Source organism: Pseudoalteromonas sp. Of7M-16, from assembly GCF_022347805.1.
GTDB lineage: Bacteria > Pseudomonadota > Gammaproteobacteria > Enterobacterales > Alteromonadaceae > Pseudoalteromonas > Pseudoalteromonas luteoviolacea_F.
Genome location: NZ_JAKRFY010000032.1, coordinates 12861 through 36414, shown reverse-complemented (window position 1 = coordinate 36414; position 23554 = coordinate 12861). Strand labels below are relative to the sequence as shown.

General features: G+C 41.3%; 18 protein-coding genes. 15 read left to right on the top strand and 3 right to left on the bottom strand.

The features are described from left to right. Window positions 1–60 precede the first annotated feature (60 nt). A complete protein-coding gene (gene fadD / locus MHN81_RS24145) occupies window positions 61–1710 on the top strand; it encodes a long-chain-fatty-acid--CoA ligase FadD (RefSeq protein ID WP_023399097.1) in 1650 nt (549 codons plus the stop codon). Window positions 1711–1761: 51 nt separating this feature from the next. Further along, window positions 1762–2892 (top strand): ribonuclease D, encoded by a 1131-nt coding sequence (rnd, locus tag MHN81_RS24140; protein WP_023399098.1) that lies wholly within the window; start codon window positions 1762–1764, stop codon window positions 2890–2892. A gap of 177 nt (window positions 2893–3069) precedes the next feature. On the opposite strand, the gene MHN81_RS24135 is transcribed toward rnd, so the two are convergent. Beyond that, on the bottom strand, window positions 3070–4164 hold the full coding sequence (locus MHN81_RS24135) for an MBL fold metallo-hydrolase (protein ID WP_239426970.1): 1095 nt from the start codon (window positions 4162–4164) through the stop codon (window positions 3070–3072). Window positions 4165–4263: 99 nt separating this feature from the next. Here MHN81_RS24135 and MHN81_RS24130 point away from each other — a divergent pair, with 99 nt between their 5' ends. Next, window positions 4264–4518, top strand: coding sequence for a hypothetical protein (locus MHN81_RS24130; RefSeq protein WP_023399100.1), 255 nt, complete (start codon window positions 4264–4266; stop codon window positions 4516–4518). Window positions 4519–4567: 49 nt separating this feature from the next. Here the strand turns inward: MHN81_RS24130 and MHN81_RS24125 are convergent, their stop codons facing one another. Both MHN81_RS24125 and MHN81_RS24120 read right to left on the bottom strand, forming a co-directional pair. Next, entirely contained in the window at window positions 4568–5518 is a 951-nt protein-coding gene (locus MHN81_RS24125) for a carbohydrate kinase (RefSeq protein ID WP_023399101.1), read from the bottom strand. After that, window positions 5515–6708, bottom strand: a complete 1194-nt coding sequence (locus MHN81_RS24120; protein ID WP_239426969.1) for an AGE family epimerase/isomerase — start codon at window positions 6706–6708, stop codon at window positions 5515–5517. The genes MHN81_RS24125 and MHN81_RS24120 overlap by 4 nt, the downstream gene beginning before the upstream one ends. A 256-nt stretch (window positions 6709–6964) precedes the next feature. Between MHN81_RS24120 and MHN81_RS24115 the strand changes: the two genes are divergently transcribed. The 12 genes from MHN81_RS24115 (at window position 6965) to MHN81_RS24060 (ending at window position 23370) form a co-directional block, all read left to right on the top strand. Then, window positions 6965–8221, top strand: coding sequence for a sugar MFS transporter (locus tag MHN81_RS24115; RefSeq protein ID WP_239426988.1), 1257 nt, complete (start codon window positions 6965–6967; stop codon window positions 8219–8221). Window positions 8222–8407: 186 nt separating this feature from the next. Beyond that, entirely contained in the window at window positions 8408–10735 is a 2328-nt protein-coding gene (locus tag MHN81_RS24110; RefSeq protein ID WP_231105483.1) for a GH92 family glycosyl hydrolase, read from the top strand. Between the two features lie 2 nt (window positions 10736–10737). Beyond that, on the top strand, window positions 10738–11499 hold the full coding sequence (locus MHN81_RS24105) for a basic secretory protein-like protein (protein ID WP_023399105.1): 762 nt from the start codon (window positions 10738–10740) through the stop codon (window positions 11497–11499). 176 nt (window positions 11500–11675) lie between these two features. Next, on the top strand, window positions 11676–13565 hold the full coding sequence (locus MHN81_RS24100) for a methyl-accepting chemotaxis protein (protein WP_023399106.1): 1890 nt from the start codon (window positions 11676–11678) through the stop codon (window positions 13563–13565). 187 nt (window positions 13566–13752) lie between these two features. After that, on the top strand, window positions 13753–14505 hold the full coding sequence (locus MHN81_RS24095) for a DUF3450 domain-containing protein (RefSeq protein WP_023399107.1): 753 nt from the start codon (window positions 13753–13755) through the stop codon (window positions 14503–14505). A 13-nt stretch (window positions 14506–14518) separates the two neighbouring features. Continuing rightward, window positions 14519–15886, top strand: a complete 1368-nt coding sequence (locus MHN81_RS24090; RefSeq protein WP_023399108.1) for a MotA/TolQ/ExbB proton channel family protein — start codon at window positions 14519–14521, stop codon at window positions 15884–15886. 2 nt (window positions 15887–15888) lie between these two features. Beyond that, on the top strand, window positions 15889–16416 hold the full coding sequence (locus MHN81_RS24085) for a MotA/TolQ/ExbB proton channel family protein (protein WP_023399109.1): 528 nt from the start codon (window positions 15889–15891) through the stop codon (window positions 16414–16416). 18 nt (window positions 16417–16434) lie between these two features. Beyond that, window positions 16435–16845 carry a biopolymer transporter ExbD gene (locus MHN81_RS24080; protein ID WP_023399110.1) on the top strand — a complete coding sequence of 137 codons (411 nt, stop codon included), beginning with the start codon at window positions 16435–16437 and terminating at the stop codon, window positions 16843–16845. 9 nt (window positions 16846–16854) lie between these two features. After that, window positions 16855–17460: an energy transducer TonB gene (locus MHN81_RS24075; RefSeq protein ID WP_023399111.1), complete on the top strand. Its 606-nt coding sequence runs from the start codon at window positions 16855–16857 to the stop codon at window positions 17458–17460. Between the two features lie 20 nt (window positions 17461–17480). Next, entirely contained in the window at window positions 17481–18785 is a 1305-nt protein-coding gene (locus MHN81_RS24070; RefSeq protein WP_239426968.1) for a tetratricopeptide repeat protein, read from the top strand. Between the two features lie 176 nt (window positions 18786–18961). Continuing rightward, window positions 18962–20575 carry a hypothetical protein gene (locus MHN81_RS24065; protein WP_239426967.1) on the top strand — a complete coding sequence of 538 codons (1614 nt, stop codon included), beginning with the start codon at window positions 18962–18964 and terminating at the stop codon, window positions 20573–20575. An 80-nt stretch (window positions 20576–20655) separates the two neighbouring features. Beyond that, window positions 20656–23370: a TonB-dependent receptor plug domain-containing protein gene (locus MHN81_RS24060; protein ID WP_239426965.1), complete on the top strand. Its 2715-nt coding sequence runs from the start codon at window positions 20656–20658 to the stop codon at window positions 23368–23370. Window positions 23371–23554: the final 184 nt, after the last annotated feature.

The window sequence follows — 23554 nt, the reverse complement described above, 5'->3', positions numbered from 1 at the left end:
TAAGTGCCTTATTTGCTTTAAGGTAAGTGTAAAAAAAGAACGAGAATACAGGAGCTAAGAGTGGAAAAAATCTGGCTAAAACGCTATCCAGAAGGCATGCCGGCAACGATTGATCCAGAGCACTACAACTCGCTGCTAGAACTAATAGACGAATGTTTTACCAACTATGCTCAGTTACCCGCTTATTCAAATATGGGCAAAACACTGACATATAAAGAAATAGACAATGCGACTAAAGCAGTTGCAAGTTATATTCAGAATACGCTAAAACTTGGAAAAGGCGATAAAGTAGCGGTTATGATGCCGAATTTACTTCAAACGCCGATCACCATTTTAGGTGTGCTCAGAGCGGGCTGCACGGTTGTAAATGTGAACCCTCTGTATACGGTTCGTGAGTTGGAGCACCAGCTGAATGATTCAGAAGCAAAAGCGATTTTTATTCTAGCTAACTTCGCTAGTACTCTAGAAAAGGCTTTGCCTTCGACACCTGTGAAACACATAGTGATGACGCAGATAGGAGATTTGCTTGGTGGTGTTAAAAAGCACTTAGTGAATTTTGTCGTCAAGAAAGTTAAAAAGATGGTACCCGCTTATAATTTACCTTCGGCTATTCCGTTTGCTCAGGTAATGAACGCAGATCCCAATAGCTACAAAAAGCCAGACGTTAGCCAAACTGATTTGGCTTTTTTACAATACACTGGTGGAACTACTGGTGTATCGAAAGGTGCAATGCTGACCCATGGCAATATGGTTGCGAACTTAGAGCAGGTGTCGGGCTGTTTGGACAAAGTCCTAGATAAGGGCAAAGAAGTCGTTATTACAGCTTTACCGCTTTATCACATCTTTGCGCTCACTGCGAATTGCCTGACATTTATGAAATACGGCGGTCATAATATTCTAATCACAAACCCTCGAGATATGGCAGGGTTTGTTAAAGATTTGGCTAAGTATCCGTTTACGGTCATTACGGGTGTAAACACCTTATTTAATGGACTACTCAACACTGAAGGCTTTGCACAACTAGACTTTTCAAACCTAAAAGTGTCTTTAGGTGGTGGTATGGCGGTGCAAAGGCCTGTAGCTGAAAAGTGGCAGTCTGTGACCAACTCTCGATTGCTTGAGGGTTACGGCCTAACTGAATGTGCGCCGCTTGTCACAATTTGCCCGCTAGACCTAGAAGGGTACAATGGTTCGATTGGTCTACCTGCACCTAGCACGGATTTAAAAGTTGTGCTTGAAAATGGTGAGGAAGCACCAAAAGGTGAGCCAGGTGAATTGCTAGTTAAAGGCCCGCAAGTCATGGCTGGTTATTACAACAGACCTGATGCCACAGCCGATTGTTTGCAAGACGGCTGGTTCGCTACTGGAGACATAGCGACCTATGATGATGAAGGGTTCTTTTATATTGTTGATCGTAAAAAAGACATGATCTTGGTCTCTGGCTTCAATGTATTCCCAAATGAAATTGAAGAAGTCGTTGCTAGCCATGATGGCGTTCTTGAAGTTGCCGCTATTGGCGTACCTCATGAGGTAAGTGGAGAACAAGTAAAAGTTTTTGTTGTAAGAAAAGATCAATCTTTGTCAGAAAAAGATATAATAGCGCATTGTCGTGAAAACCTAACAAACTACAAAGTTCCTAAAATGGTTGAGTTCAGAGATGAACTACCAAAGACAAACGTAGGAAAAATATTACGTAGGGCGTTAAAATAAGAAAAAACCGGCAGCAGCCGGTTTTTTTTCGCTAAATGCGAAGGAGTCAATGTGCAGTATCAGTTTATTCAATACCAAGCTGAGTTAGATGAGTTTGTAAGCCTCATTTCGGATAGTAAAGTTTTGGCAATCGATACCGAGTTTATGCGTAGAAGAACGCTTTACCCGGAAAATGCCTTATTGCAGGTCTATGATGGTAAGCATTTGGCGTTAATAGACCCCTTGGTAGATATGGACTTCTCAGCGTTGTGGGCACTATTTACGTCACCTGATGTGATTAAAGTGATCCACTCTCCTTCGGAAGATATTGAAGTATTTCAAAATTTTGCAGGTATAGTGCCAGCGCCCCTTTTTGATACTCAATTTGCTTTGCAACTTTTAGGTGAAGGCAACTGCGTTGGTTTTGCCAATATGGTCAAATCATTGCTAGATATTGAAATAGATAAAAGTATGTCTCGCACAGATTGGCTGAAACGTCCTTTGTCGGATAAACAACTAGAATATGCTGCGGCTGATGTATTTTACTTATTACCCTGTTTTGAAAAAATCATTGTGCAGATAGAACAAAAGCAACTGTTTGACATCGTGATTTCAGAAAGCGAACTTATTGCTAAGAAGCGCGCGTTCAGAACCCCTGACGAATACATTTATCTTAACATCAAAAATGTATGGCAACTTCGGAGTCGAGATCTGGCGGTATTGAGAGAGCTGGCTGCATGGCGTATGAATAAGGCTGAAAAAAAGAATATTTCGGTAAACTTTATACTCAAAGAGCTCAATATGGTTGAAATTGCTAAAAGGCGACCCTCCTCTTTAGCAAGTATGCGTAATATTCCTGAAGTTGAAGCGATGGAAGTGAACCGTTCTGGCAAAGAAATATTAGCATGTATTGAAGCGGGCAGGGCCGTTGAAGAAGATGCACTACCGGCCAAAGTTAAGCGTTTAATTGATTTCGCGCAGTATAAAAGGGCAGCGAAAGAGATTAAATCTGACATCAGCCAAGTTGCGAAAGAGCGCAATTTACCAGTTGATGTGATCGCGTCTAAAAAACAAATTAACCAGGTCATAAGCTGGAATTGGAAGCTTACCGACACACAGCGCCAAGTGATGATTAAACCCGATCTTTTCCAAGGGTGGCGCAAAGAAATTATTGGTGATGCGCTTAAAAAGTGGGAAATTTAAGCCTTCTAATTGAATAATCTATATAAACGTGTAAAAGGCACTGTCACAGTGCCTTTTACATTTAAATTCTATTTATCAGCAAGCACACATCTATCCTTTCAAATATGAGCCACTAAATCTCAACCGGACTGCTATTGATAGCGAATCATGAATACTCGCAAGCATTACGATACACAACTATAACTTAACCTGCTCGCCCTCATTTAAAATATACAGTGGTGTTGTACTTTTTAGCTGGTTTTTCATATGAAGTAGCCTAAATAGCGCAGAGTGAGAAGTATGATCACCCATTTTCCAGCTCATGTTGCCGTGACCCCATGGGATCATAACGCCACAATTGAGCTCTTTAGCTGCTAAAAGCGCATCTTCGGGTGTTAAATGAACATTACGATACCATTTGCCGTGTGTTTCATGATGGTATGATGCAATTGGAATGAGGCATACGTCCATATCGCCGTACTGTGCATGAATGTCTTTGAAGTGTCCTGAGTACCCTGTATCACCAGCGAAAAACAGTTGTCTGTCCGCGCTTTTAAATACCCATCCCCCCCACAAGGTTTCATCGTCATCATTGGTTATCATGGGCACAACCAAACGATTGCTGAAATGGTGTGCTGGAACAAAATGAACGTCAGTCTTTCCTACGCCATATTGAGTATACCAAGGCATTTCAACAATATTGTACCCGCCAGTTGGAAAATAATCAGCAAAGTTTAACGGAGTAAGGTAGGTAGGTTGATTACCGATTTTTTCAATATCAGATTTACTAAAATGATCGTAGTGAATATGTGAATACACGACCGCTTTGGCATCATTTAAAGTTTGTTTTTGGTAAGCGGTTGGTTCATTGCGATAAAACCCACCCGCAAGGTGAACAAATGCCCAATCTACTGGCCAATCGAATTGTCCTGTTACAGGATCAATCAAAATGGTTTCCCCAGTGGGGGTTGTTACTGAAAAGCTGGCATGTCCTAACCATTTTACGTCAAAAGTGCGCTCTTCATCGATAGATAAAGCGGGATTTTTTCCGATGTATTGACATGTTTCCATGTCGTTTTGACATTCAATATACGGGCTTTTAGGGTAACAATCTTCTTCGCAGGTATGGGGGTAGGCCTTTGGCATGTTATAGCTGTTAGCAAATTGATGTGTATATCCTTCAGTAGACTTATATTTTATCTCTTGAGATGGTGCTAGACGGTTGACATTGTTTGGTGTGGTGCAGCTTGCGAGTAAGATGCACATAGGCAATGGTAGGTATTTGTTTATCATGGGTATTCAAATCTTGTTGTAATTATAGCTATCTGTCTCTATTCTGACATTGACTGAAATAGCTTGTCTTATTCAATGTTAAACCGCTACGGGAGTATTATGGAACGAGTGTCAGATGAAACTTGGTACGCTGTATTAGTGTTTTTTGCTTTAATAATAGTACCGTTTTTAATAGGGCTCGCAATCTTTAAAATGTATCGAAAAGTGTTTCCTTACAAGCCATCTGAGTTTCAGTCTATTGTTGAGGAGCTCAATGCTAAACGGATCGGGTTTTTCAAACCTTTTTTGGTGGGGTGGGTGATTTGCAGCCCAGTTGTATTTTGGTTTTACAGTGAATATCTAGCACACCTTTAAAGTCTAAATAGGCTCTTCCTTGAGCCTGTCTCACACTTAGGAAAATGTTCTAGCCTATATCGTGCTTTGTTGGCAATGAAGCAAACGCGCCATATCGAGTCACGGCATATGCGCCGCATTTAGCCGAGAAATTAACTAAATCTAAAACGTGTGCCTCATTATTGGCTATTTCGTTGAACGTAGTTGACTCTAGCTTTCTGGACAACTCTGCAAGCAAACCGCCGACAAAAGCATCTCCTCCAGCAGTTGTATCAACGGCGTTGACTTTTGGAGGAGTAATGTAACCAGAAAATTGGTTGCTAAAATAGCGGATATCATTCGGCCCATCTGTAATGAGTAACAGTTTTACGCGACTATTGAGAATGGCTTCAATCGTTGTTTGCTCATCTTGTGAAGGGTGCGCATGGGTGTTTAAAAACTCCAGTTCTTCTTTAGAAAGCTTAACAATATCTGCCTGAGTCATGATGTGCCAAACTCTATCCAAACAATGATTCATGGATGGCCATAAATTTTCTCGTAAATTCATGTCAAAGCTTTTGATCAGACTATGGTTTTTAGCTTGTTCCATCGCGGTGACCGTACTTAGATAAATATTCTTTTCGGTCAAACTGTTTGAGCAAACATGCAGTATTTTTCCCTGCTCGAACATCTCAGATTCGAAGTGTTCTGCACGAAACAATAAGTCAGCAGCAGGTGGCCTATAGAAGCTAAAGCTTCGCTCACCATCAGCATCCAATGATACAAACGCTAGGGCCGTTTTTGCTTCTTTCGTGAACTTAACATACTGCGTGTTTACCTGTTGGTGAGATAACTCTTCTTTGAGAAAATGGCCGAACATGTCGTCTCCTAACATGCCACAAAATGCGCTGTCCACACCTTGTTTCGCCACTGCAACAGAGACGTTAGCGGGGGCTCCGCCAGCATATTTTGTAAATGACTCAGGCGTGCCGCCATCGGATAAGAAGTCAATTAATGCTTCGCCAAAACAAACTACACTCATTGGCTTTTCTCACTTATGTTGTAAGCTCTAAGTACTTCGTAACATGCGCCCATGGTATGGTAATCGGTTTTACCTGCGGGGCTTTTTTCATCGCTATATGAACGATTGTCTTGTGTTAGTATTCGGTACCACGCACCATATTTATGATCAACCATGTGTTGCCAGCTGTATTGCCAAATTTTGTCGTACCACTGCCAATACTTTTCGTCATTGGTTTCAATTGCGAGAAGCGCAGCAGCCGCAAAGCTTTCTGCTTGAACCCAAAAGTACTTGTCGCCGTCGCAGATAGATTTATCCGGCGCGAATCCGTAGCAAATTCCGCCATTTTCTTCATCCCACGCGTTATCTAGTGCTTGGTCGAATAAAAACTTGGCTTTTTCTACCATCCAAGATTCAGGCTTGTGTCTGTTGAGAATTAACAACAGCTTGGTCCATTCAGTTTGATGACCTGGCTGAAAACCCCACGGTCTGAACAAATGTTTCGGGTTGTCTTTATTATAATCCCAATCAATTTCCCAATTTGTGTTGTAGTGCTCCCAAATCAGTCCGTCAGCCAGTTTTGCTTGGCGAACAGTCATATTGTGAGCGAGCGTATAGGCTCTTTCTAAAAACTTGTTGTCGTTGGTCGCTTCAAAGCACATTAATAGCGCTTCACACATATGCATGTTGGCATTTTGGCCACGATATTTATCTGCTTGTTCAAAGCTTGCATCAAACTCGTCCAAATATAGCTCGAACTGTGTATCGTAATATTTGTCTTCTAGCAGTGACCATACACGCTCTATGGTGTCAGTAGCTGAGTTTATGCCCGCTTTGAGCGCAATTGCGTTGGCTAAAAGTACAAAAGCAAGCCCATAGCAGTGGTTGGTAAGGTCAGTGGCCACACCGTTTTCAATCAGCCAGGCATAACCACCGTTTTCTTGTTTGTGTACCTTTTCAAGGTAATCAAGCCCATGACGTGCTAGATCTAAATATTCTGTTTTATCTGTATGGATATATGCCATTGCATAATTGAAAACAAAACGTGTACTTGAAACTAGGTGTCGAGTTGTCTGGTCATAAACTTCACCACTATCTTTAAAGAATTGATAAAACCCACCTTGGCTGTCTACGCATTTGGGGTGATAAAAATCCATCGTTTTATCAATATGTTGCTTTAAAAACTCTCTACTCTTAAAATCTAGCGACATAAATTCGTGCTCCACTTTCTAATCGCGTAGCGGTAAATGCATAACAAGCTTAGCGTCTTTTTGAATCAAAACGTTGTTCTTTTAGCTTTGTTAATTCAGGGAAGTGCATCAACCGTTGTTTTTCATTTATGCGTTTACTCTAGCATCTTCAAAAAAATAATGGAACGATCCAATAAAACATTTGTGATTTTCTTGTAACAATGTGTAGAATCATTACATCCTTTAACATGGAGTAATCCGAGTGAGTGAAATCAACATGAATCAAACCATTGCTGCTGGCACCCATAACAACGAAAAAAACTTTTTTTTTCCGTTAGCTGCAATGACAACCCTGTTTTTCTTATGGGGTTTTATAACCGTATTTAACGATGTATTAATTCCGAGATTAAAAAGTGTCTTTGACTTAAACTACACCGAAGCAATGTTAATTCAGTTTTGTTTTTTCATTGCCTATTTTGTCGTTTCCCTTCCTGCAGGCTCTTTAGTAAAACGTTTTGGATATCAAAAAGGTATTATTATTGGGTTGATTGTCGCCGCGTGTGGTTGCCTATTGTTTTACCCCGCAGTGATCGTTCATCAGTACTGGATCTTCCTAACGGCTTTGTTTGTAATGGCTTCAGGTATTGTGATTTTACAAGTATCTGCCAACCCGTATGTTGCAGCACTGGGAACCTCAAAAACAGCCTCAAGCCGTTTAAACTTAGCCCAAGCACTAAACTCTCTTGGTACAACTCTAGGCCCAATCGCAGGTGGTATGTTGTTATTTGGCGCAGGTGGAGCAATGGCTGTCGAAGCTGCAAGTGCGGATTCGGTAAAAGTGCCCTATCTCGTTATTGCGGGGGTTTTGGTTGCTATTGCTGTGGTATTCGCATTTTTAAAGCTACCTACAATTGAAGCACATGTTGAAACGGTAGATTGCAAAGTTAAAGATAAAAACCTCAAAGAAGCCCCGCATTTGATGATGGGAGTTGTCGCAATCTTTTGTTATGTAGGCGCGGAAGTGTCTATTGGCAGTTTTATTGTAAATTACTTTGCAGAAGAACATATTGGTGGCTTGGATGCGCCAACAGCAGCCAAGCTACTAGGGTATTATTGGGGTGGAGCCATGGTAGGCCGATTTATCGGTTCGCAAGCACTTAAGTATGTAGCGCCATCTAAGGCACTGGTGTTTAATTCTGTCTTTGTGATGTTGTTGCTAGTAGTAACAATGTCCACTGAAGGGAATGTCGCAATGGTTGCTGTATTAGCTATTGGTTTGTTTAACTCCATTATGTTCCCAACTATCTTTACAATCGCAATTGAAGGTCTAGGTTCGTTGACCAGCAAGGGCTCTGGCTGGTTGTGTTTGGCTATCGTTGGCGGTGCAATTATTCCTCTATTACAAGGGGTTGTGGCGGATAGCATGCATATTCAAATTAGCTTTATTGTGCCACTGGTGTGCTATGTGTTTATTGCATGGTACGGACTTAATGTCGTTAAGTTGTCTAAACAATGGCACGATAAAATAGCCTAACGCTCAAGTACTCCTTTCAATTAGGCAAGTGTTCACTTGCCTTTTTCATCTTAAATTTATAAATTTCTATCTCATAACTATTGAATACGTATTCATAGACGTTGTATATTAAACTCAGTTGGAACGATCCAATCATAATTTTGAATAAAGGAGAGGCACATGCATCGCTCTATTTGGGCAGCAGCTATGCTATCGCTTACCACTGTATCGTCGGTAAGCGTCGCTAGCGGGTCAAACACGCAGTGGGTTGATACATTTATTGGTACCGGGGGAGATGGTCATACTTTCCCTGGCGCAGTGGTTCCATTTGGTATGGTGCAATTAAGCCCTGATACCGATAACCCAATGCGCGGCGTTTCACCACAACCAGAAATATACAAACGTTGTGCAGGTTATCATTATGATGATCACACCATTGTTGGATTCTCCCATACACACTTCTCAGGTACCGGACACTCTGACTTAGGTGATCTTTTGGTCATGCCAATTACAGGCGATGTCAAACTTGAAGCCGGTACAGCGGAAAAACCTGACACAGGTTATCGCTCTCGCTTTTCTCATGACAAAGAGTGGTCAGAGCCTGGTTATTATGGTGTCGAACTACAAGACTACAATGTGACGGCTGAACTCACCGCAACAGCACGCGTGGGCATGCACAAATACAGCTTTAATAGTCATGATAGTGGTCATGTTCTATTTGATTTAACTAGCTCTATTTATAACTTTGAAAATAAAGTGATTTGGAGTGATATCCGCAAGGTCGATGATAGAACCCTAGTTGCATATCGTGCTACCAACGGTTGGGCTAGAAATAGACAAATGTATTTTGCTATTCAGTTCTCTCAGCCAATTGATGACTACCAATTTATCAATCAGGACAACATGCGCTACAGATGCATGAATTGTCTAAATACAAAGCAAAAACATTCAACAATTGAAAATAAAGCGGTTAAAATGACCGCGGGTAAAGCAGTTAAATTTGTCGCATCATTCAATGGCTTAAAAGATAAACCTCTTTACGTTAAGGTCGGTCTTTCTGCTGTGAGTCGTTCAAATGCCCTTGAAAATTTAAATGCAGAGATCCCACATTGGGACTTTGACAAAGTACGTGCAGACTCAAAACAACTTTGGGCAAATTATTTAGACAAGGTTGACGTAGAGGGTACGGTTTCTGAAAAGCGTCAATTTTACACAGCACTTTATCATGCACTTCAAGCACCGAGCATCTATCAAGATGTCAATGGCCAGTATCGTGGTGTTGATGGTGAAATCCATGATGGTAAAGGGTTTGAACATTACACCTTATTCTCTTTATGGGACACGTACAGAGCGCTACACCCGCTATTAACATATATTGACCCAGATCGTGTATCGGGCATGATCCAGTCTATGTTAGTTCACTACCAGCAAAGCTATGAAAAAATGCTGCCAATTTGGTCTTTCCACGCTCATGAAACTTGGACTATGATTGGCTACCACGCGGTATCGGTTATTGCAGACGCTTACCTAAAAGGCATTCGAGATTATGACATTGATCTAGCAGTTGAAGCGATTACCAATACGGCCAACAATAAAGTATATGATGCTATCCCTGAGTACAAAAAGTATGGCTATGTCCCTATGGACGTGCTGCCAGAGTCTGTGTCAATCACATTAGAATATGCCTACGATGACTTTGCAATTGCACGCATGTTTGAAGCTATGGGTAAAACAGAACTGGCTAAAGATTACTATGCACGTGCAATGAGCTATCGAAATGTATTCGACCCACAAACCAAGTTTATGCGTGGTCGTGATACGAAAGGTAACTGGAACCCAGATTTCAATGCGTATGAAGCAAAGTACATGGGTGCATTCACAGAAGGTAACTCAATGCAATACAGCTTCTATGTGCCACATGATGTCGCAGGTCTGATTGACTTAATGGGTGGCGACGATGCCTTTGAGCAGCGCCTTGATGATCTATTTGATACACACTTGTCTGCTGACATGATTAAAGAGCATGAAGATATAGCAGGTCTTATCGGCAACTATGCACATGGTAATGAACCAAGCCACCATATTGCATATCTATACAACTATGCAGGTAAGCCTTGGCGTACACAAGAGCGTATTCGCCAGATCATGGATACATTGAGCTCTGATAAACCAGATGGTTTGGCAGGTAACGATGACGTAGGTCAGATGTCAGCATGGTATATTTTCTCTGCAATGGGCTTTTATCCTGTTGCGCCAGGTGATTTAGCTTATGCAATTGGTGCGCCTCAAACGCCTAAAGTAACGCTTAAACTTGCCAACGGTAAAACGTTTACAACCACGGCGAAAGGTTTGAGCAAAACACACAAATATATTCAGTCTGTTAGTTTAAATGGTAAGCCGCTGAAGCGTAACTATCTGACTCATGACGATATCATGGCTGGTGGTGAGTTAAAGTATGTTATGAGCGACAAGCCTAATAAAGCTTGGGGTAGTGATGTTACTGCTCGCCCGCCTTCAATGTCGGAGTATCACTAAGCATGACAATTAAGACTGCAATCACTACGCTTGCAGTGGCTGTGGGCCTATTGGCTCACAGCGCATCAGCGTTAGAGAATATCAATACAGACATTAAACCGATTCAATTTGATGCAGACATTGCCTGGCAAAGCTTTTCATTGCCTAATGTTCAAATACGTAACTTTAGCAAAGAAGCAGTGCCTGTATGGCAGCACGTCAACGTTGATTTGATCAAGCAAATCTCATACAACGTCGCACGTATTTTATATAGCCAAAAGCATCGAGCGCCCCAGCTACCATTGCTGGAGATCATCGTTGAAGATATGAAAGGAGTTGCCTACAAAGAAGGTGACTTTAACGGCGCAAAAATACACATTAGTGCGCAGTATCTTAGTAAATTCGCCAAAAACCATAGTAAGCAAGCGCTTTATGATGAGCTCGTTGGCGTGCTTTACCATGAAATTGCCCATGCTTACCAATTGGACGATCACAATTATAAAGAGATTGGACCTATCATTGAAGGCATTGCGGACGTGGTGAGAATGAAAGGTGGGTATGTCGATTTTGCACATAGAAAGTCCGGTGGAAATTATGACTCAGGTTACAAAACAACTGCATTTTTCTTGCACTGGTTAGAAGAAAATCATCACCCTAACTTGTTGGTAGAACTAAACGCCCAATTAGATCCCTCTGATAATAAAAAGTGGACTTGGCAAACCTTCTCCTCTGAGCTGGAAATAAGCTTGGATACGGCTTGGTCTGATTATCAAAGTAAACTCTAATATTAGTTCTTTTTTACTAGTTAAAAGGCGGGTCATACCTGCCTTTTTTTGTGCCAATTAAAAATAATTCAATAAATTTATAATAGAAACATAAAAACTGCCGATAACATAAGACAAAGCCTTAAAGATTTGATACAACCTACTTAGAAGTAGATAAGAATTAAAACAGGATCTGCATGTTTAGCGCCTTTAAATTTACCACCAAAATTACCCTTGCGGCTTCGGTCGTGCTTGTTATCGTTTTAAGTCTATTTACAGTGAATAACTTTGTCTTGATGCGTTCACAAACTCAAGACCAGTTGACACTTGTATTACAAGAGATATCCCAATCTGTATCGCAAAATATAGCTAACTGGCTAAACGATAGGTTAGATATCGTACAGTCAGTTGCACAAGGCCACCTCAAGTCAGACAGTGATGAAGAGGTACGCAGAAGGTTGCAAACAGCAGCTAAAGCCGGCCACTTCAAAAATACGTTTATTGGTACACCAGATGGCCAATTTGTATTAAACGATTCCTCTATTGTATTGCCGAGTGACTTTGATGCGACAACGCGTCCATGGTATCAATTGGCAATGCGAAAAAGAGATACTGCTTTTACCACGCCATATACAGATGCAACCACTAATGAGCTGACGATTACTGCGGTTGTGCCTGTCTATAGTAACGGCGTTTTGTCGGGAGCAACTGGTGGTGACATAGATATGGGCACTATCACTCAGATCATTAATGAGATAGATTTCTTAGGCTTTGGTTACGGTTTTTTACTCGACGGAGAGGGGCGCATCTTAAGCCACCCAAATACGCAAATGAACGACAAAAACATGCGTGATTTATTTGGCCAGCAACTGAACCTGCAAGAAGAATTTGTCGAAATTGAAATCGATGGCACTGAAAAGCTCGTCTCGTTTGTCAAAATGCACGGTATTAAGAATGTTGAGTGGTACCTTGGTGTTGTTATCGATAAAGAAATTGCTTATTCCTCGATTTCATCATTCAGAAATATGGCTCTAATCTACATGTTACTGGGTGTAGTTGTAATTGTCGTTTTGATGCAGCTGCTATTGAAGTATCTAATGAGACCAATGACGCATCTCAATGAAGCCATAAAAGATATTGCTCAAGGCGAGGGCGATTTGACTCGGCGCTTAGTTGTGGAAAATAACGATGAATTTGGGGAGCTTTCAAACTACTTTAATTTGTTTGTAGAAAAAATTCACCAAAGTATAGGTAAGGTTAAAAGCACCACAGATGCGTTAGAAAATGTCATGGAAGGTTTGCAAAGGCAAACTCAAGATGCTTTGGATATCTATACTGAACAAACTAAACGTACGGACAATGTTGCAACAGCAATCAATGAGCTGTCCTCCAGTGCAATTGAAATCTCAAACAATGCTAAGCACGCATCTGAGTTAGCAACAGGTGCAAATACAATGTCTGATGAAAGCCAATCGGCGTTGAACTCTAATATTGAAGAAATCGGCGCGTTGAGTTCAAAAATGCAAGAAGCTCAGTCAACCATTGATGGCCTTGATAGATTGACAGCCAGCATCGGACAAGTATTAGAAGTTATTAAGGGAGTCAGTGAGCAGACAAACCTGTTGGCACTCAATGCTGCGATAGAAGCTGCTCGTGCTGGTGAAGCTGGGCGTGGATTTGCAGTCGTTGCAGACGAAGTAAGGCAGCTTGCACAACGTACTCAAGAGTCGACACAAGAAATTGAAAATACCATTGCCGAGTTACAACAAGGTTCGGCGTCTGCCGTTGCCGTTATGAAGCTAAGTATTGAAGATTCCAGTGCGAGTGCAGAGCAAGCTCAATCAGCTGGCACGAAGATGCAAGAGGTGTCTCATGCAATTGAATCGATCGATGGAATGAACCATGCGGTGGCTAATGCGACACAAGAGCAAAATACAGTAATTCAATCATTGGATAGTGATATCCATGGCATAAGTGATTTATGTGTTCAGGGGAGTGCAAGCTTGCAGCAAACCTTAGATGAATGCAAAACACTAAAATTGCAATTTGATGAATTAGAAAACATGATGAATAAATTCAAAGTATAATTATATTAGGGCTGTATAAATACAGCCCTTTTTTTAATGTTGAACTAAATAGCACAAACCCACCTTTAAAATAATATTACAGCTGTAACATTAACGTATTATTTGCGCAACACGGCTGTCATTTTTCATATTTAAACTGCACACACTTCAAAATTGGAACAAGCAAATATTATAAAAGGTGTGTGAGATGAAGTGCGTTAACCAATTGCTTTTAGCGGGCGTGTTTGCAGTAGCAAGCAGTACGCAGGCAAGCGATCTCAATCAAGTAATAGACTCTAGCTCTGCAATCAATAATTCAGCGCTAACTTCTCAAAATAAAATCGATTCGATTTCAGACAGTATGCAGTCTCGTCTGCAGCAATTTAGAACTCTTAACAAGGAAATCGAAGGTCTCGTTGTTTATAACAGCCAATTAGAAAAACAGATTAATAACCAACTTGAAGAAATGGCAGCGATTAATGCCTCTATGGATCAAGTATCGGTAATAGAACGTCAGATCACCCCATTAATGCTACGTATGATCACAGGCCTAGAGCAATTTGTAGCTTTAGATGTACCATTTTTACCAGAGGAGCGTGCAAATCGCATTGCATCACTGAGAACATTAATGGACAGAGCCGATATCACATCCAGTGAAAAATTTAGACGTGTACTTGAAGCTTATCAAGTCGAAGTAGAGTACGGACGTACAATCGAAGCATACTCAACACTTCTGACGATAGATGGACAAGAGCGCGAAGTTGATATGTTGCGAATCGGACGCCTTGAGCTGTTATACGTCACTAAAGACTCTGCAAAAGCTGGTAGTTGGAACCGAGAGTCAAAGCAATTCGAAGCATTGCCTAATACCAACATCAGCCAAATCAATAAAGGGGTTCGAATAGCGCGCAAACAACTAGCCCCAGATATGTTAACTCTGCCAATCCAAGCTGCTCAATAAAGAGGTATAACTAATGAGCTTTTTAAAATCATTTAGTCGCAAAGCATTACTTGTATCCTCAATGGCCTTAAGTGCATCAGCTCTGGCAAATGAAGCAATGGATCTAGACTCCTTGTTAAAAACGCTAGAATCTGGTCAAGCAGCGCAAACGCAACAAAACCAGCAACGTGAAGCTGAGTTTAAAGCACGCGAAAACCAGCAAGTAAAAATGTTAAACGATTTAAAGTCAGACCGTAACGATCAGCTTAATCGTTCTGAGCGCATGGAAACGCAGTTTGAAGAAAACGAAATCAAACTGGGCAACTTAAGTGACACGTTATCTAAGCGTATGGGGTCACTAAAAGAGTTGTTTGGTGTGCTTCAACAAGCTTCAGGTGATGCGAGTTCAAAGTTTAGAACCTCAGTTGTGTCTGCTCAAATTCCAAATCGTAGCGACGTGATGGATGAAATGGCCAAGAAAATGGGCTCAACATCTAAACTTGCATCAATCGAAGATATTGAAAAAGTTTGGTTTGAATTACAACGCGAAATGACCGAGCAAGGTAAAGTGACGCGTTATAACACGGATGTCATTGTAGCTGGCGGTGAGAAGGTCAACAAAGAAGTTGTACGTGTTGGTGCTTTTAACCTAATTGCCGACGGACAATACCTGAACTACAACCCTGAAACCGATACTATTTCAGAGTTGACACGTCAGCCAGTATCTCGCTTCCAACAAAGTGCGGGTGACTTGCAAGCTGCAAACTCTGGCATTGTTGACTTTGCATTAGACCCAACTGGCGGTTCTATCTTGGGCTTGTTAGTACAAGCTCCTAATCGTAAAGAGCAGGTAGAGCAAGGCGGTGTAGTTGGTTATGTCATTTTAGCAGTGGGTGCTTTGGCACTCCTTATTGCACTAGAGCGCTTTATTTCACTGATGCTGATTGGTGCCAAAATCAAGCGTCAGCTTAAATCAGATGTTGCTAAAGACGACAACCCGCTTGGCCGAGTTATGAAAGTCAAAGACCAATACCCAGATGTTGCTTACGACACGCTTGAACTTAAACTAAGTGAAGCGATTCTGCGTGAAATGCCGAAAATTACCCGCAACCTAACTTTGATTAAAATCATCTCAGTGGTTGCCCCTCTGCTAGGCCTACTTGGTACTGTAACTGGTATGATCAACACATTCCAAGCAATTACACTGTTCGGTACTGGTGACCCGAAACTAATGGCTGGTGGTATCTCTACTGCACTTGTAACTACGGTATTGGGCTTAGTAGTCGCTATCCCGACAGTGTTCTTATACACGCTATTGAACACGCGTTCACGCAACCTTCTGCTTATTCTTCAAGAGCAAAGTGCGGGCATTATCGCTGAGCGCAGTGAGAAAGGAGCGTAATCATGGTGCTACTAGTAGATGCTATCACTGCACTACAAGAGTTCCTTGATACTGGTGGCCAGGTTCTCCTGGTCATCGCAGTAGTCACCTTTGCTATGTGGTTACTTATCCTGGAACGCTTTATGTACTTTTTTGGAAAGTACAGAGGATATAAAAAGCAGACAGTAGAAACCTGGCAAAACAGAAACGAGCGCAACAGCTGGAATGCTGAACAAATCCGTCAAGCCATGATCTCTAAAGCAGGTATTGAACTTAACAGCAACCTGCCTTTTATCAACGTGATGGTTGCGCTGTGTCCTTTATTAGGGCTATTGGGTACGGTAACGGGCATGATTGAAGTATTTAACGTAATGGCTATTACAGGATCAGGCAGCGCACGTTCAATGGCGGCGGGTGTATCAAAAGCCACTATCCCAACAATGGCAGGTATGGTTGCAGCATTATCTGGTGTTTTTGCATCGACTTACTTGCAACGAAAAGCGAAACGGGAAGTTGAGCTTTTAGAAGATAAATTGCTGTTAGACCATTAAAGAATTTGAGGTAAAAAAATGAGAGCTCCTCTAGCAAAAGTTTTCCAAGAAGAAGAAACCGAAGAAATAAACATGACGCCTATGTTGGATGTCGTTTTTATCATGCTTATCTTCTTCATCGTTACAGCGACATTCGTCAAAGAAGCGGGCATTGATGTAAACCGCCCAGAAGCTGCAACGGCTGTTAAAAAACAACGCGCCAATATTCTGGTAGCCATTTCAGACAAAGGTGAGATTTGGATAAATAAACGCCAAATTGATATCCGTGCGGTTCAAGCAAATATCGAGCGTCTTAAAGCGGAAAATCCGCAAGGTAGCGTTGTAATTCAAGCTGACAAAAAAGCAACGACTGAAATTCTAATTAAGGTCATGGATGCGTCAAGAGCGGCTGGTGCCTTTGATGTTTCTATCGCTGCACAGGAATCCTAAGGGAAAACAATGCGTTATATAATTGCATTATTAATTGCTGGTGTAGTCACGTTCTTCTTATTTTTGGGAATGCAAGCCTTGATCAATGGTGGTCAAGGTACAGCCACGGAGCCAGTTAAAGGCAATGTGCTTGATTTTGTTCGTCTGAAAAAAGAAGAAACGGTAGAGAAGAAAGAGCGTAAGCCACAAAAGCCACCTACACCTAAAGAGCCGCCACCGCCGATGGACGCACCGCAAATGCAAGCAAATAACTTAGATGCGGGCGCTTCAAACTTTGATTTTTCAGCAAACGTTGACGCTGATGTTGATCTCGCCGGTGGACTGGCACTGGAATCAAGTGATGGCGAGTACTTGCCAATAGTAAAAGTGGCACCGGTATATCCAAGACGCGCGCTTTCAAGAGGTATTGAAGGGTATGTATTGGTTGAATTTGTGGTTACAAAGCAAGGCACAGTGAGAGATCCTAAGGTGCTTAAAGCCGAGCCAGAAAACATTTTCAATCGTGCCGCGATGGATGCTGCACTGAAGTTTAAATACAAGCCTCGTGTCGTAAACGGCGAAGCTGTAGAAGTGGCTGGTGTACAAAACAAAATCACCTTCCAAATTAACGGTTAGTGAAATTAGGAGTTTGTATTATGAAGTTAATAAAAAACGCATTGGTACTGAGTGCCGCTGCACTGGCCATTAATGCTTCTATTAGTCTCGTTTCTTTGTTACCTGAGGTGTCTATGTCGAGTGCATACGCTGCGACGAAGACAAAGCGTGTGCCTGCGTTGAGGGAAAAGGTATACAGCCAACTTGCCAGAGCTCAAAAGCTGGCAGATGATGGTAACGTTCAAGAAGGTCTTGAGGTACTTGACTCAATTCAAGAGCGCTCATCTAGTATGAATTCGTATGAAGTGGCCATGATGCATAACTTTTATGGGTTTATCTATTACAACGAGAATGAGTTAAGTAAAGCCATCGCATCGTTTGAAAAGGTTGTCGCCGAAGAAGCAATTCCTGAGTCTTTAAAACTGTCCACGACATTTAGCTTGGCGCAGCTTGCAATGGCAAACGGCGACTATGAAAAAACGGTAGTGTATTTAGATAACTGGAAAGCGTTAAATACACAGCCAATAAAGAGCAACTACTATACATTAAAAGCGCAAGCGCTTTACCAAAATAAATCATACCAAGATGCATTGGAAAATATAAATGTTGCCATCTCTTTGTCTGAGTCAAAAAACGAAGTGCCAAAGGAAAACTGGTTAGTACTTCAAAGGGCTCTATATTACTCACTAAACCAACCTAAAAATGTGATTGGAACATTAGAAAAAATGGTTCAGCTATTTGACAAGCCACAGTATTGGATACAGCTAGGTGGTATGTATGGTGAGGTTGGAGAAGAGAAAAAGCAATTGGCTATATTAGAGACTGCAAAACAGCGTGGCTTTATTAAAACGAAGTCCGAAGTTTTGCAACTTGCTCAAGTTTACTTATATAACGGATTGCCTTTTAAAGCAGCTCAAACATTAAAGCAAGGTATAGATAGTAAAGTGATAGATAACTCTGAAAAGAACTTATCTTTTATCGCTGAAGCGTATGTTCAAGCAAAAGATGAAGAAAAATCAATTACTTTTTTTGAAGAAGCTGACAAGCTAGCCTCTCACGGTAATTTTCAACAGCGACTTGCTGAAGTATACATTAATATGGAGCATTATAATGAAGCCGCTGATGCTGCAAGAGCAGCATTAGATAAAGGCGGTTTAACTTTTGAATCTAATGCTTATGTTGCGCTGGGTATGGCTCAATATAATTTAGAAAACTTTGATGCATCTATATTGGCTTTTGAACAGGCTGAAAAGCACAAAAAATCAGCAAGGCTGGCTAAGCAGTGGATTAAATATGTGCAAAATGAAAAGCTTCATAAATTAAGTTTAAAACAAGCTTTACTTTAATTTATTGTTAAATATTCGCAACGCCAAAGCCGCCTTCGGGTGGCTTTTTTATTTTTAATTAATATTTATTATGTCATTTTAAATTATAAAAACTGTCACCCATTTGTAACACGTTAAATCTATTCTGGCTCCATTAAATAAATACCGTTATAACAATTATATCTTTGGAGACCAACATGAACCTTTCTGGTTTATTTAAAGTAAGCTTAATTTCTTCTGCTCTTGTACTTGCTGGTTGCGGCGGCGACATCAATATCACACCTACAAACAATGACAACCATGTAGACAACTCAGTTGAAAATCCGGTCGTTGTTCCAGATACAGGTAATGATGATAACGATAAGCCTGTTGAATTACCTTGTGCGAGCTACGCGATAGATGGCACAACATTCAAAGGTGACCAGGATGGTATACACTGTAAATACAGCCAAGCTTTCGCGAGCAATGCAAAGAACATTACATCTTCTTTCCTATTAGAAGCATTGCCTGACGGTGGTGCTCACATTTTCGAAGGCGCACTATTCATTGGTGATGATGTGCAGACTTCTGAAGGCGAAACGGTAGATCCAAATGGCCCAACACTGACGATTGAAGCTGGCGCAACAATCGCATTTACAAAGGCTGAAAACTTTGTACGTATCGGTCGTGGTTCTAAAATTCACGCAGTGGGTGAGCTAGGTAAACCAATTACTTTTACGTCGATTAAAGAAATCGATGGCGATGACACAACAGTACCAGCGATGCAGGACTGGGGCGGAATTCAAATCAATGGTATGGCTAGAACAGAGAGCTGTTCAAAGACTGCTGCTGACGAAGGCAAGTGTGACGCAAAAGCGGAAGGTGTAATTTCTTACTATGGTGGTAACAATGACGCTGACAACAGTGGTTCTTTAGAGCACGTTGTTGTTAAGTTTGCTGGTAATGGTGTTGAAGGCGACGAGCTAAACTCTATCACGCTAAATGCGGTAGGCTCAGGCACTAAGATTGAATACATCCACATTCACCAGGGTTACGATGACGGTATCGAGCTATTCGGTGGTCAAGTTAACTTAAAGCACATTGTTGTAACTGAAACAGCGGATGATGGGATCGACTGGGATACAGGTTGGAAAGGTAATGGCCAGTTCATCCTTGTTCAAACTCTGACTCAGGGTAACCACGGTTTCGAAACAGACGGTGGTAAAGATGACCCTACTACTGCTGACAAAGCGACAACTGTATCAAATCCAACAATTGCAAACGCGACAGTTGTAAGCAACGGTATTAAGGGTCCACGTGGTCACGGTGCGGGTATGGAAATGAAAGAGTGGGGTAAAGCTCAACTTCACAACATGCTATTTGTAAGCAAGGGAACTGAAGACGGTTCTGGTTGTTTTGACCTAATGAACAAAAATGACTTATCTGGCGCAGCTGGTATTCACGCTAACGCGAAGAATGGCGAAATCAAGTTCCACAACTCAATTTTTGCTTGTGCGAAGAACTTCGAGTCAACAAAAGTTCCACTTGAAGGTGATTTAGCTGACTTCAACATCGAAACTTGGTTCACGAATGACGGTAATAAGCTGATCGGCTTTAACTCTTTCTCAAATGTACTTGGTGACGACTTAGCAACAACGAAAGGCACAATCCTAGACAAAGATGGCAACGCTATCGAAGCTGTAGAAACTTCTAAGCTAAGCGACGAAAACTCATTCTTTACTGACGTAACTTACGTAGGTGCGTTAGGCGAAGATGAAACGGACACTAACTGGGCTAAATTCGTAGCTGAGTCAATCGCTCGTACAAAATAATCTAAGCCATATAAGAACAAATTGAAGGGCGCTTTAATGCGCCCTTTGTGAATCAATATTTTGGTTTAGAGGAATTACAAATGAAACCAATCAAAGTGTTCAAAACAAACTTGATAACGATTTCTTTGCTTTCTCTGTTAAGTCCTTTGTCTACACATGTAATGGCAGAAGAGACAGCCCAAGAAATAGAAGAAGTTGTTGCAGTAGGTAGCCGCCTTAAAGGTAGCGCAAGTGCGGTAATCGAAGAGCGTAAAAATCAGGCTTTTGTTGCAGATATCATGGGCTCTGAGCAGATCTCCCGTACTGGCGACAGTGATGCTGCGTCTGCGCTACGCCGTGTGACAGGCTTGAGTTTGGTAAATGATAAGTTCATTTATGTTCGAGGCCTGGGTGAGCGTTACTCAAGTGTGAGACTTAATGGTGCTCAAGTACCGAGTCCGGACTTAACTCGTAATGTCATTCCGCTTGATATATTCCCGTCAAGCATCATCGAGTCTTTGGCTGTGCAAAAAGCCTATTCACCAAATATGCCTGCGGCTTTTGGTGGTGGTGATGTAAACATCAGAACAAAAAGCATTCCGAACGATCGTGTTATAAAGCTAGAAATTGGTGTTACACACAAAGATACCAATGATCATGGCTTTGTTTATAACGGCAGTGATGATGACTGGTTAGGTGAAGATGATGGTTTACGTGCAATGCCTGCAACGATGACATCGGCACTGAACAAATACATCAACGGTATTTCAGATATTTCGGTACTGAATATCCGTGATATTGAGTCCAAAGAGCGTGGTGAAGCTGTTTCTCAGGAAGAAGCTATTGCGATCAACAAGTCACTTACCAAGTCTCTTCATCGTGACTTTGGTATGGTTGAAAAAAGCTTGGACCCAGATTTCGGTGGTAAGCTTGTTTACGGTGACAAGTTTGACGATGTATTTGGATTTGGTGGCGCGCTAGGCTTTTTATTCTCAGCGGCATACGACCATGAATGGTCACATAGCAAAGGATACTCAGCTGTATTATCTTCAGTGGAAGTTAACCCTGATGACTGCGGCAAGTCTGACTTAGAGTGTTACTCTGCAAGAACAGATAAAGAGTCAACTAAGAAGAACGTTAAGTTCAATACTTCTTTGAACCTTGGCTACAAATTGGATGGTCATGATTTAAACGCATCTTATATGAAGCTAAGAGATACCGAAGATGAAGCAGCTGTGTCTCTATATCAAGAGCCATCTAAGTCTCTAAGTATCGCGGATGGCGAAGTTCAGCGTAAAAACCTAACGTCTTTTGAGCAGCGTGAACTAGAAGTAATTCAATTCCGTGGTAATCACAACATTGAATATGACTTTATCAAAGGTGTTGGTTTCGACTGGCAATATACAGATTCAACCGCTACGACTGATATTCCGAGTGAGTTAGAGATCTCGGCACGAGATCGTTACACTGGCGGGACTTATACTGACACATACACAAGTGGTGCATTAGGGGGCGATCCTTTCTTATACCGCTTTGTTGATATGGAAGATAAGGTTGAAAACTATAGCTGGAACCTTTCTAAAGTCTTCTACTTTGATTCTTCTGAAGTAGAGCTCAAAGGTGGTGGTTATTTCGTTGATAAGACACGTGAATACAAAACTGACTTCTTCAAGTATCGTTTTGGACCGAGTGAAAATATTACACTCGCAACGAATAAAAACGAAGCTTTAGGTATCGGTAGTATTTTCAGAGATGACAGTCGTGTAGACGACACCGAAATTGAACTATTATTCCAAGAGCCAATTGCTGATGATTACCTAGCGGCGCAAAAAATTGATGCTTACTACGGTAGCTTTGATTATGTGTATGCAAATGACTGGCGATTCTCTGGTGGTCTGAGATATGAAGACTTTAGACAAGTCGCACTGGCTTTTTCACGCTCTACATTTGATGCTGAATTACTCAAAGACAAGTTAAGTGGCGAAGCAATTCAAAAGTCGACAGTAATGGAAGACGAGACGTTTGGTTCACTATCTATGACGTACAGCCAACCTACTTATCAAGTACGCGCAGGCTGGGGTCAAACAATTGTTCGTCCTGATTTACGAGAGCTGACACCTGTTCAATATCAAGATCCACTGACTGACTACAGAACGCTTGGTAACCCAAGGCTGGAGTCGAGTCATTTAGATAACTTTGACTTACGCGTTGAGTTTTACTTTGAGAGCGGTGATAACTTCTCTGTCGGTGCATTTTACAAAGACATCGACAAGCCAATTGAAGCTCAGTTAAATGAATCTGATGGTCGATTCACACTTGAGTTTGAAAACGCCGATTCAGCTTACGTTTATGGTTTGGAAGCAGAATGGCTGGTGGAGTTGTCGTCTGACTTCCTAGGTGGCGCATTCTTCACCTCAGGTAACTTAACGGTGAGTGATTCTGAAGTTGAAATTTTAGAACTTGATGCTGGCGATTTGACAAACCTCAAGCGTCGTATGACTGGTCACTCTAAATATGTTGCAAACTTACAGTTGAACTACGATTCTCATGATGGCAATCATCAAGGCTCGGTGATTTACAACGTATTTGGTGACCGTATTCTTGCGGCAGGTGTTAATGGCTTTGACGATGCTTACGAGCAACCGATCAATTCTTTAGACTTGGTGTATAGCTACTATCCAACGTTCAGCACAACTGTGACCTTCAAAGTTAAGAACCTTTTGGGTCAAGACTTTGAAGTAGAGCAAAACGATGTGCTCATCCGTTCGAAAGAAACGGCACAGCAAGTTAGCTTAGACTTTGCGATAGAATTTTAATATTAAAAACTGTTCAAAAAAAGGCCGCCTTTAAAGGCGGCCTTTTTATTTTTGCGAATAACTTAATAATTATAAATAATATTTAGTATAATTATTTTAATTTCTTCTAAATATGTACCGATTTAAATCGTCTTCATTTTAACTTGGAATATTATCTATAAAATTTAATAACTTTCATGTGAAA

Bases quoted from the DNA above. Each gene is read 5' to 3' on its own strand.
- MHN81_RS24075 (WP_023399111.1), top strand. From the start codon at position 16,855: ATGCGTTATATAATTGCATTATTAATTGCTGGTGTAGTCACGTTCTTC.
- MHN81_RS24085 (WP_023399109.1), top strand. From the start codon at position 15,889: ATGGTGCTACTAGTAGATGCTATCACTGCACTACAAGAGTTCCTTGAT.
- MHN81_RS24070 (WP_239426968.1), top strand. From the start codon at position 17,481: ATGAAGTTAATAAAAAACGCATTGGTACTGAGTGCCGCTGCACTGGCC.
- MHN81_RS24130 (WP_023399100.1), top strand. From the start codon at position 4,264: ATGGAACGAGTGTCAGATGAAACTTGGTACGCTGTATTAGTGTTTTTT.
- MHN81_RS24105 (WP_023399105.1), top strand. From the start codon at position 10,738: ATGACAATTAAGACTGCAATCACTACGCTTGCAGTGGCTGTGGGCCTA.
- MHN81_RS24095 (WP_023399107.1), top strand. From the start codon at position 13,753: ATGAAGTGCGTTAACCAATTGCTTTTAGCGGGCGTGTTTGCAGTAGCA.
- MHN81_RS24090 (WP_023399108.1), top strand. From the start codon at position 14,519: ATGAGCTTTTTAAAATCATTTAGTCGCAAAGCATTACTTGTATCCTCA.
- MHN81_RS24110 (WP_231105483.1), top strand. From the start codon at position 8,408: ATGCTATCGCTTACCACTGTATCGTCGGTAAGCGTCGCTAGCGGGTCA.
- MHN81_RS24120 (WP_239426969.1), bottom strand. From the start codon at position 6,708: ATGTCGCTAGATTTTAAGAGTAGAGAGTTTTTAAAGCAACATATTGAT.
- MHN81_RS24080 (WP_023399110.1), top strand. From the start codon at position 16,435: ATGAGAGCTCCTCTAGCAAAAGTTTTCCAAGAAGAAGAAACCGAAGAA.
- MHN81_RS24125 (WP_023399101.1), bottom strand. From the start codon at position 5,518: ATGAGTGTAGTTTGTTTTGGCGAAGCATTAATTGACTTCTTATCCGAT.
- MHN81_RS24060 (WP_239426965.1), top strand. From the start codon at position 20,656: ATGAAACCAATCAAAGTGTTCAAAACAAACTTGATAACGATTTCTTTG.
- MHN81_RS24065 (WP_239426967.1), top strand. From the start codon at position 18,962: ATGAACCTTTCTGGTTTATTTAAAGTAAGCTTAATTTCTTCTGCTCTT.
- MHN81_RS24115 (WP_239426988.1), top strand. From the start codon at position 6,965: ATGAATCAAACCATTGCTGCTGGCACCCATAACAACGAAAAAAACTTT.
- MHN81_RS24135 (WP_239426970.1), bottom strand. From the start codon at position 4,164: ATGATAAACAAATACCTACCATTGCCTATGTGCATCTTACTCGCAAGC.
- MHN81_RS24100 (WP_023399106.1), top strand. From the start codon at position 11,676: ATGTTTAGCGCCTTTAAATTTACCACCAAAATTACCCTTGCGGCTTCG.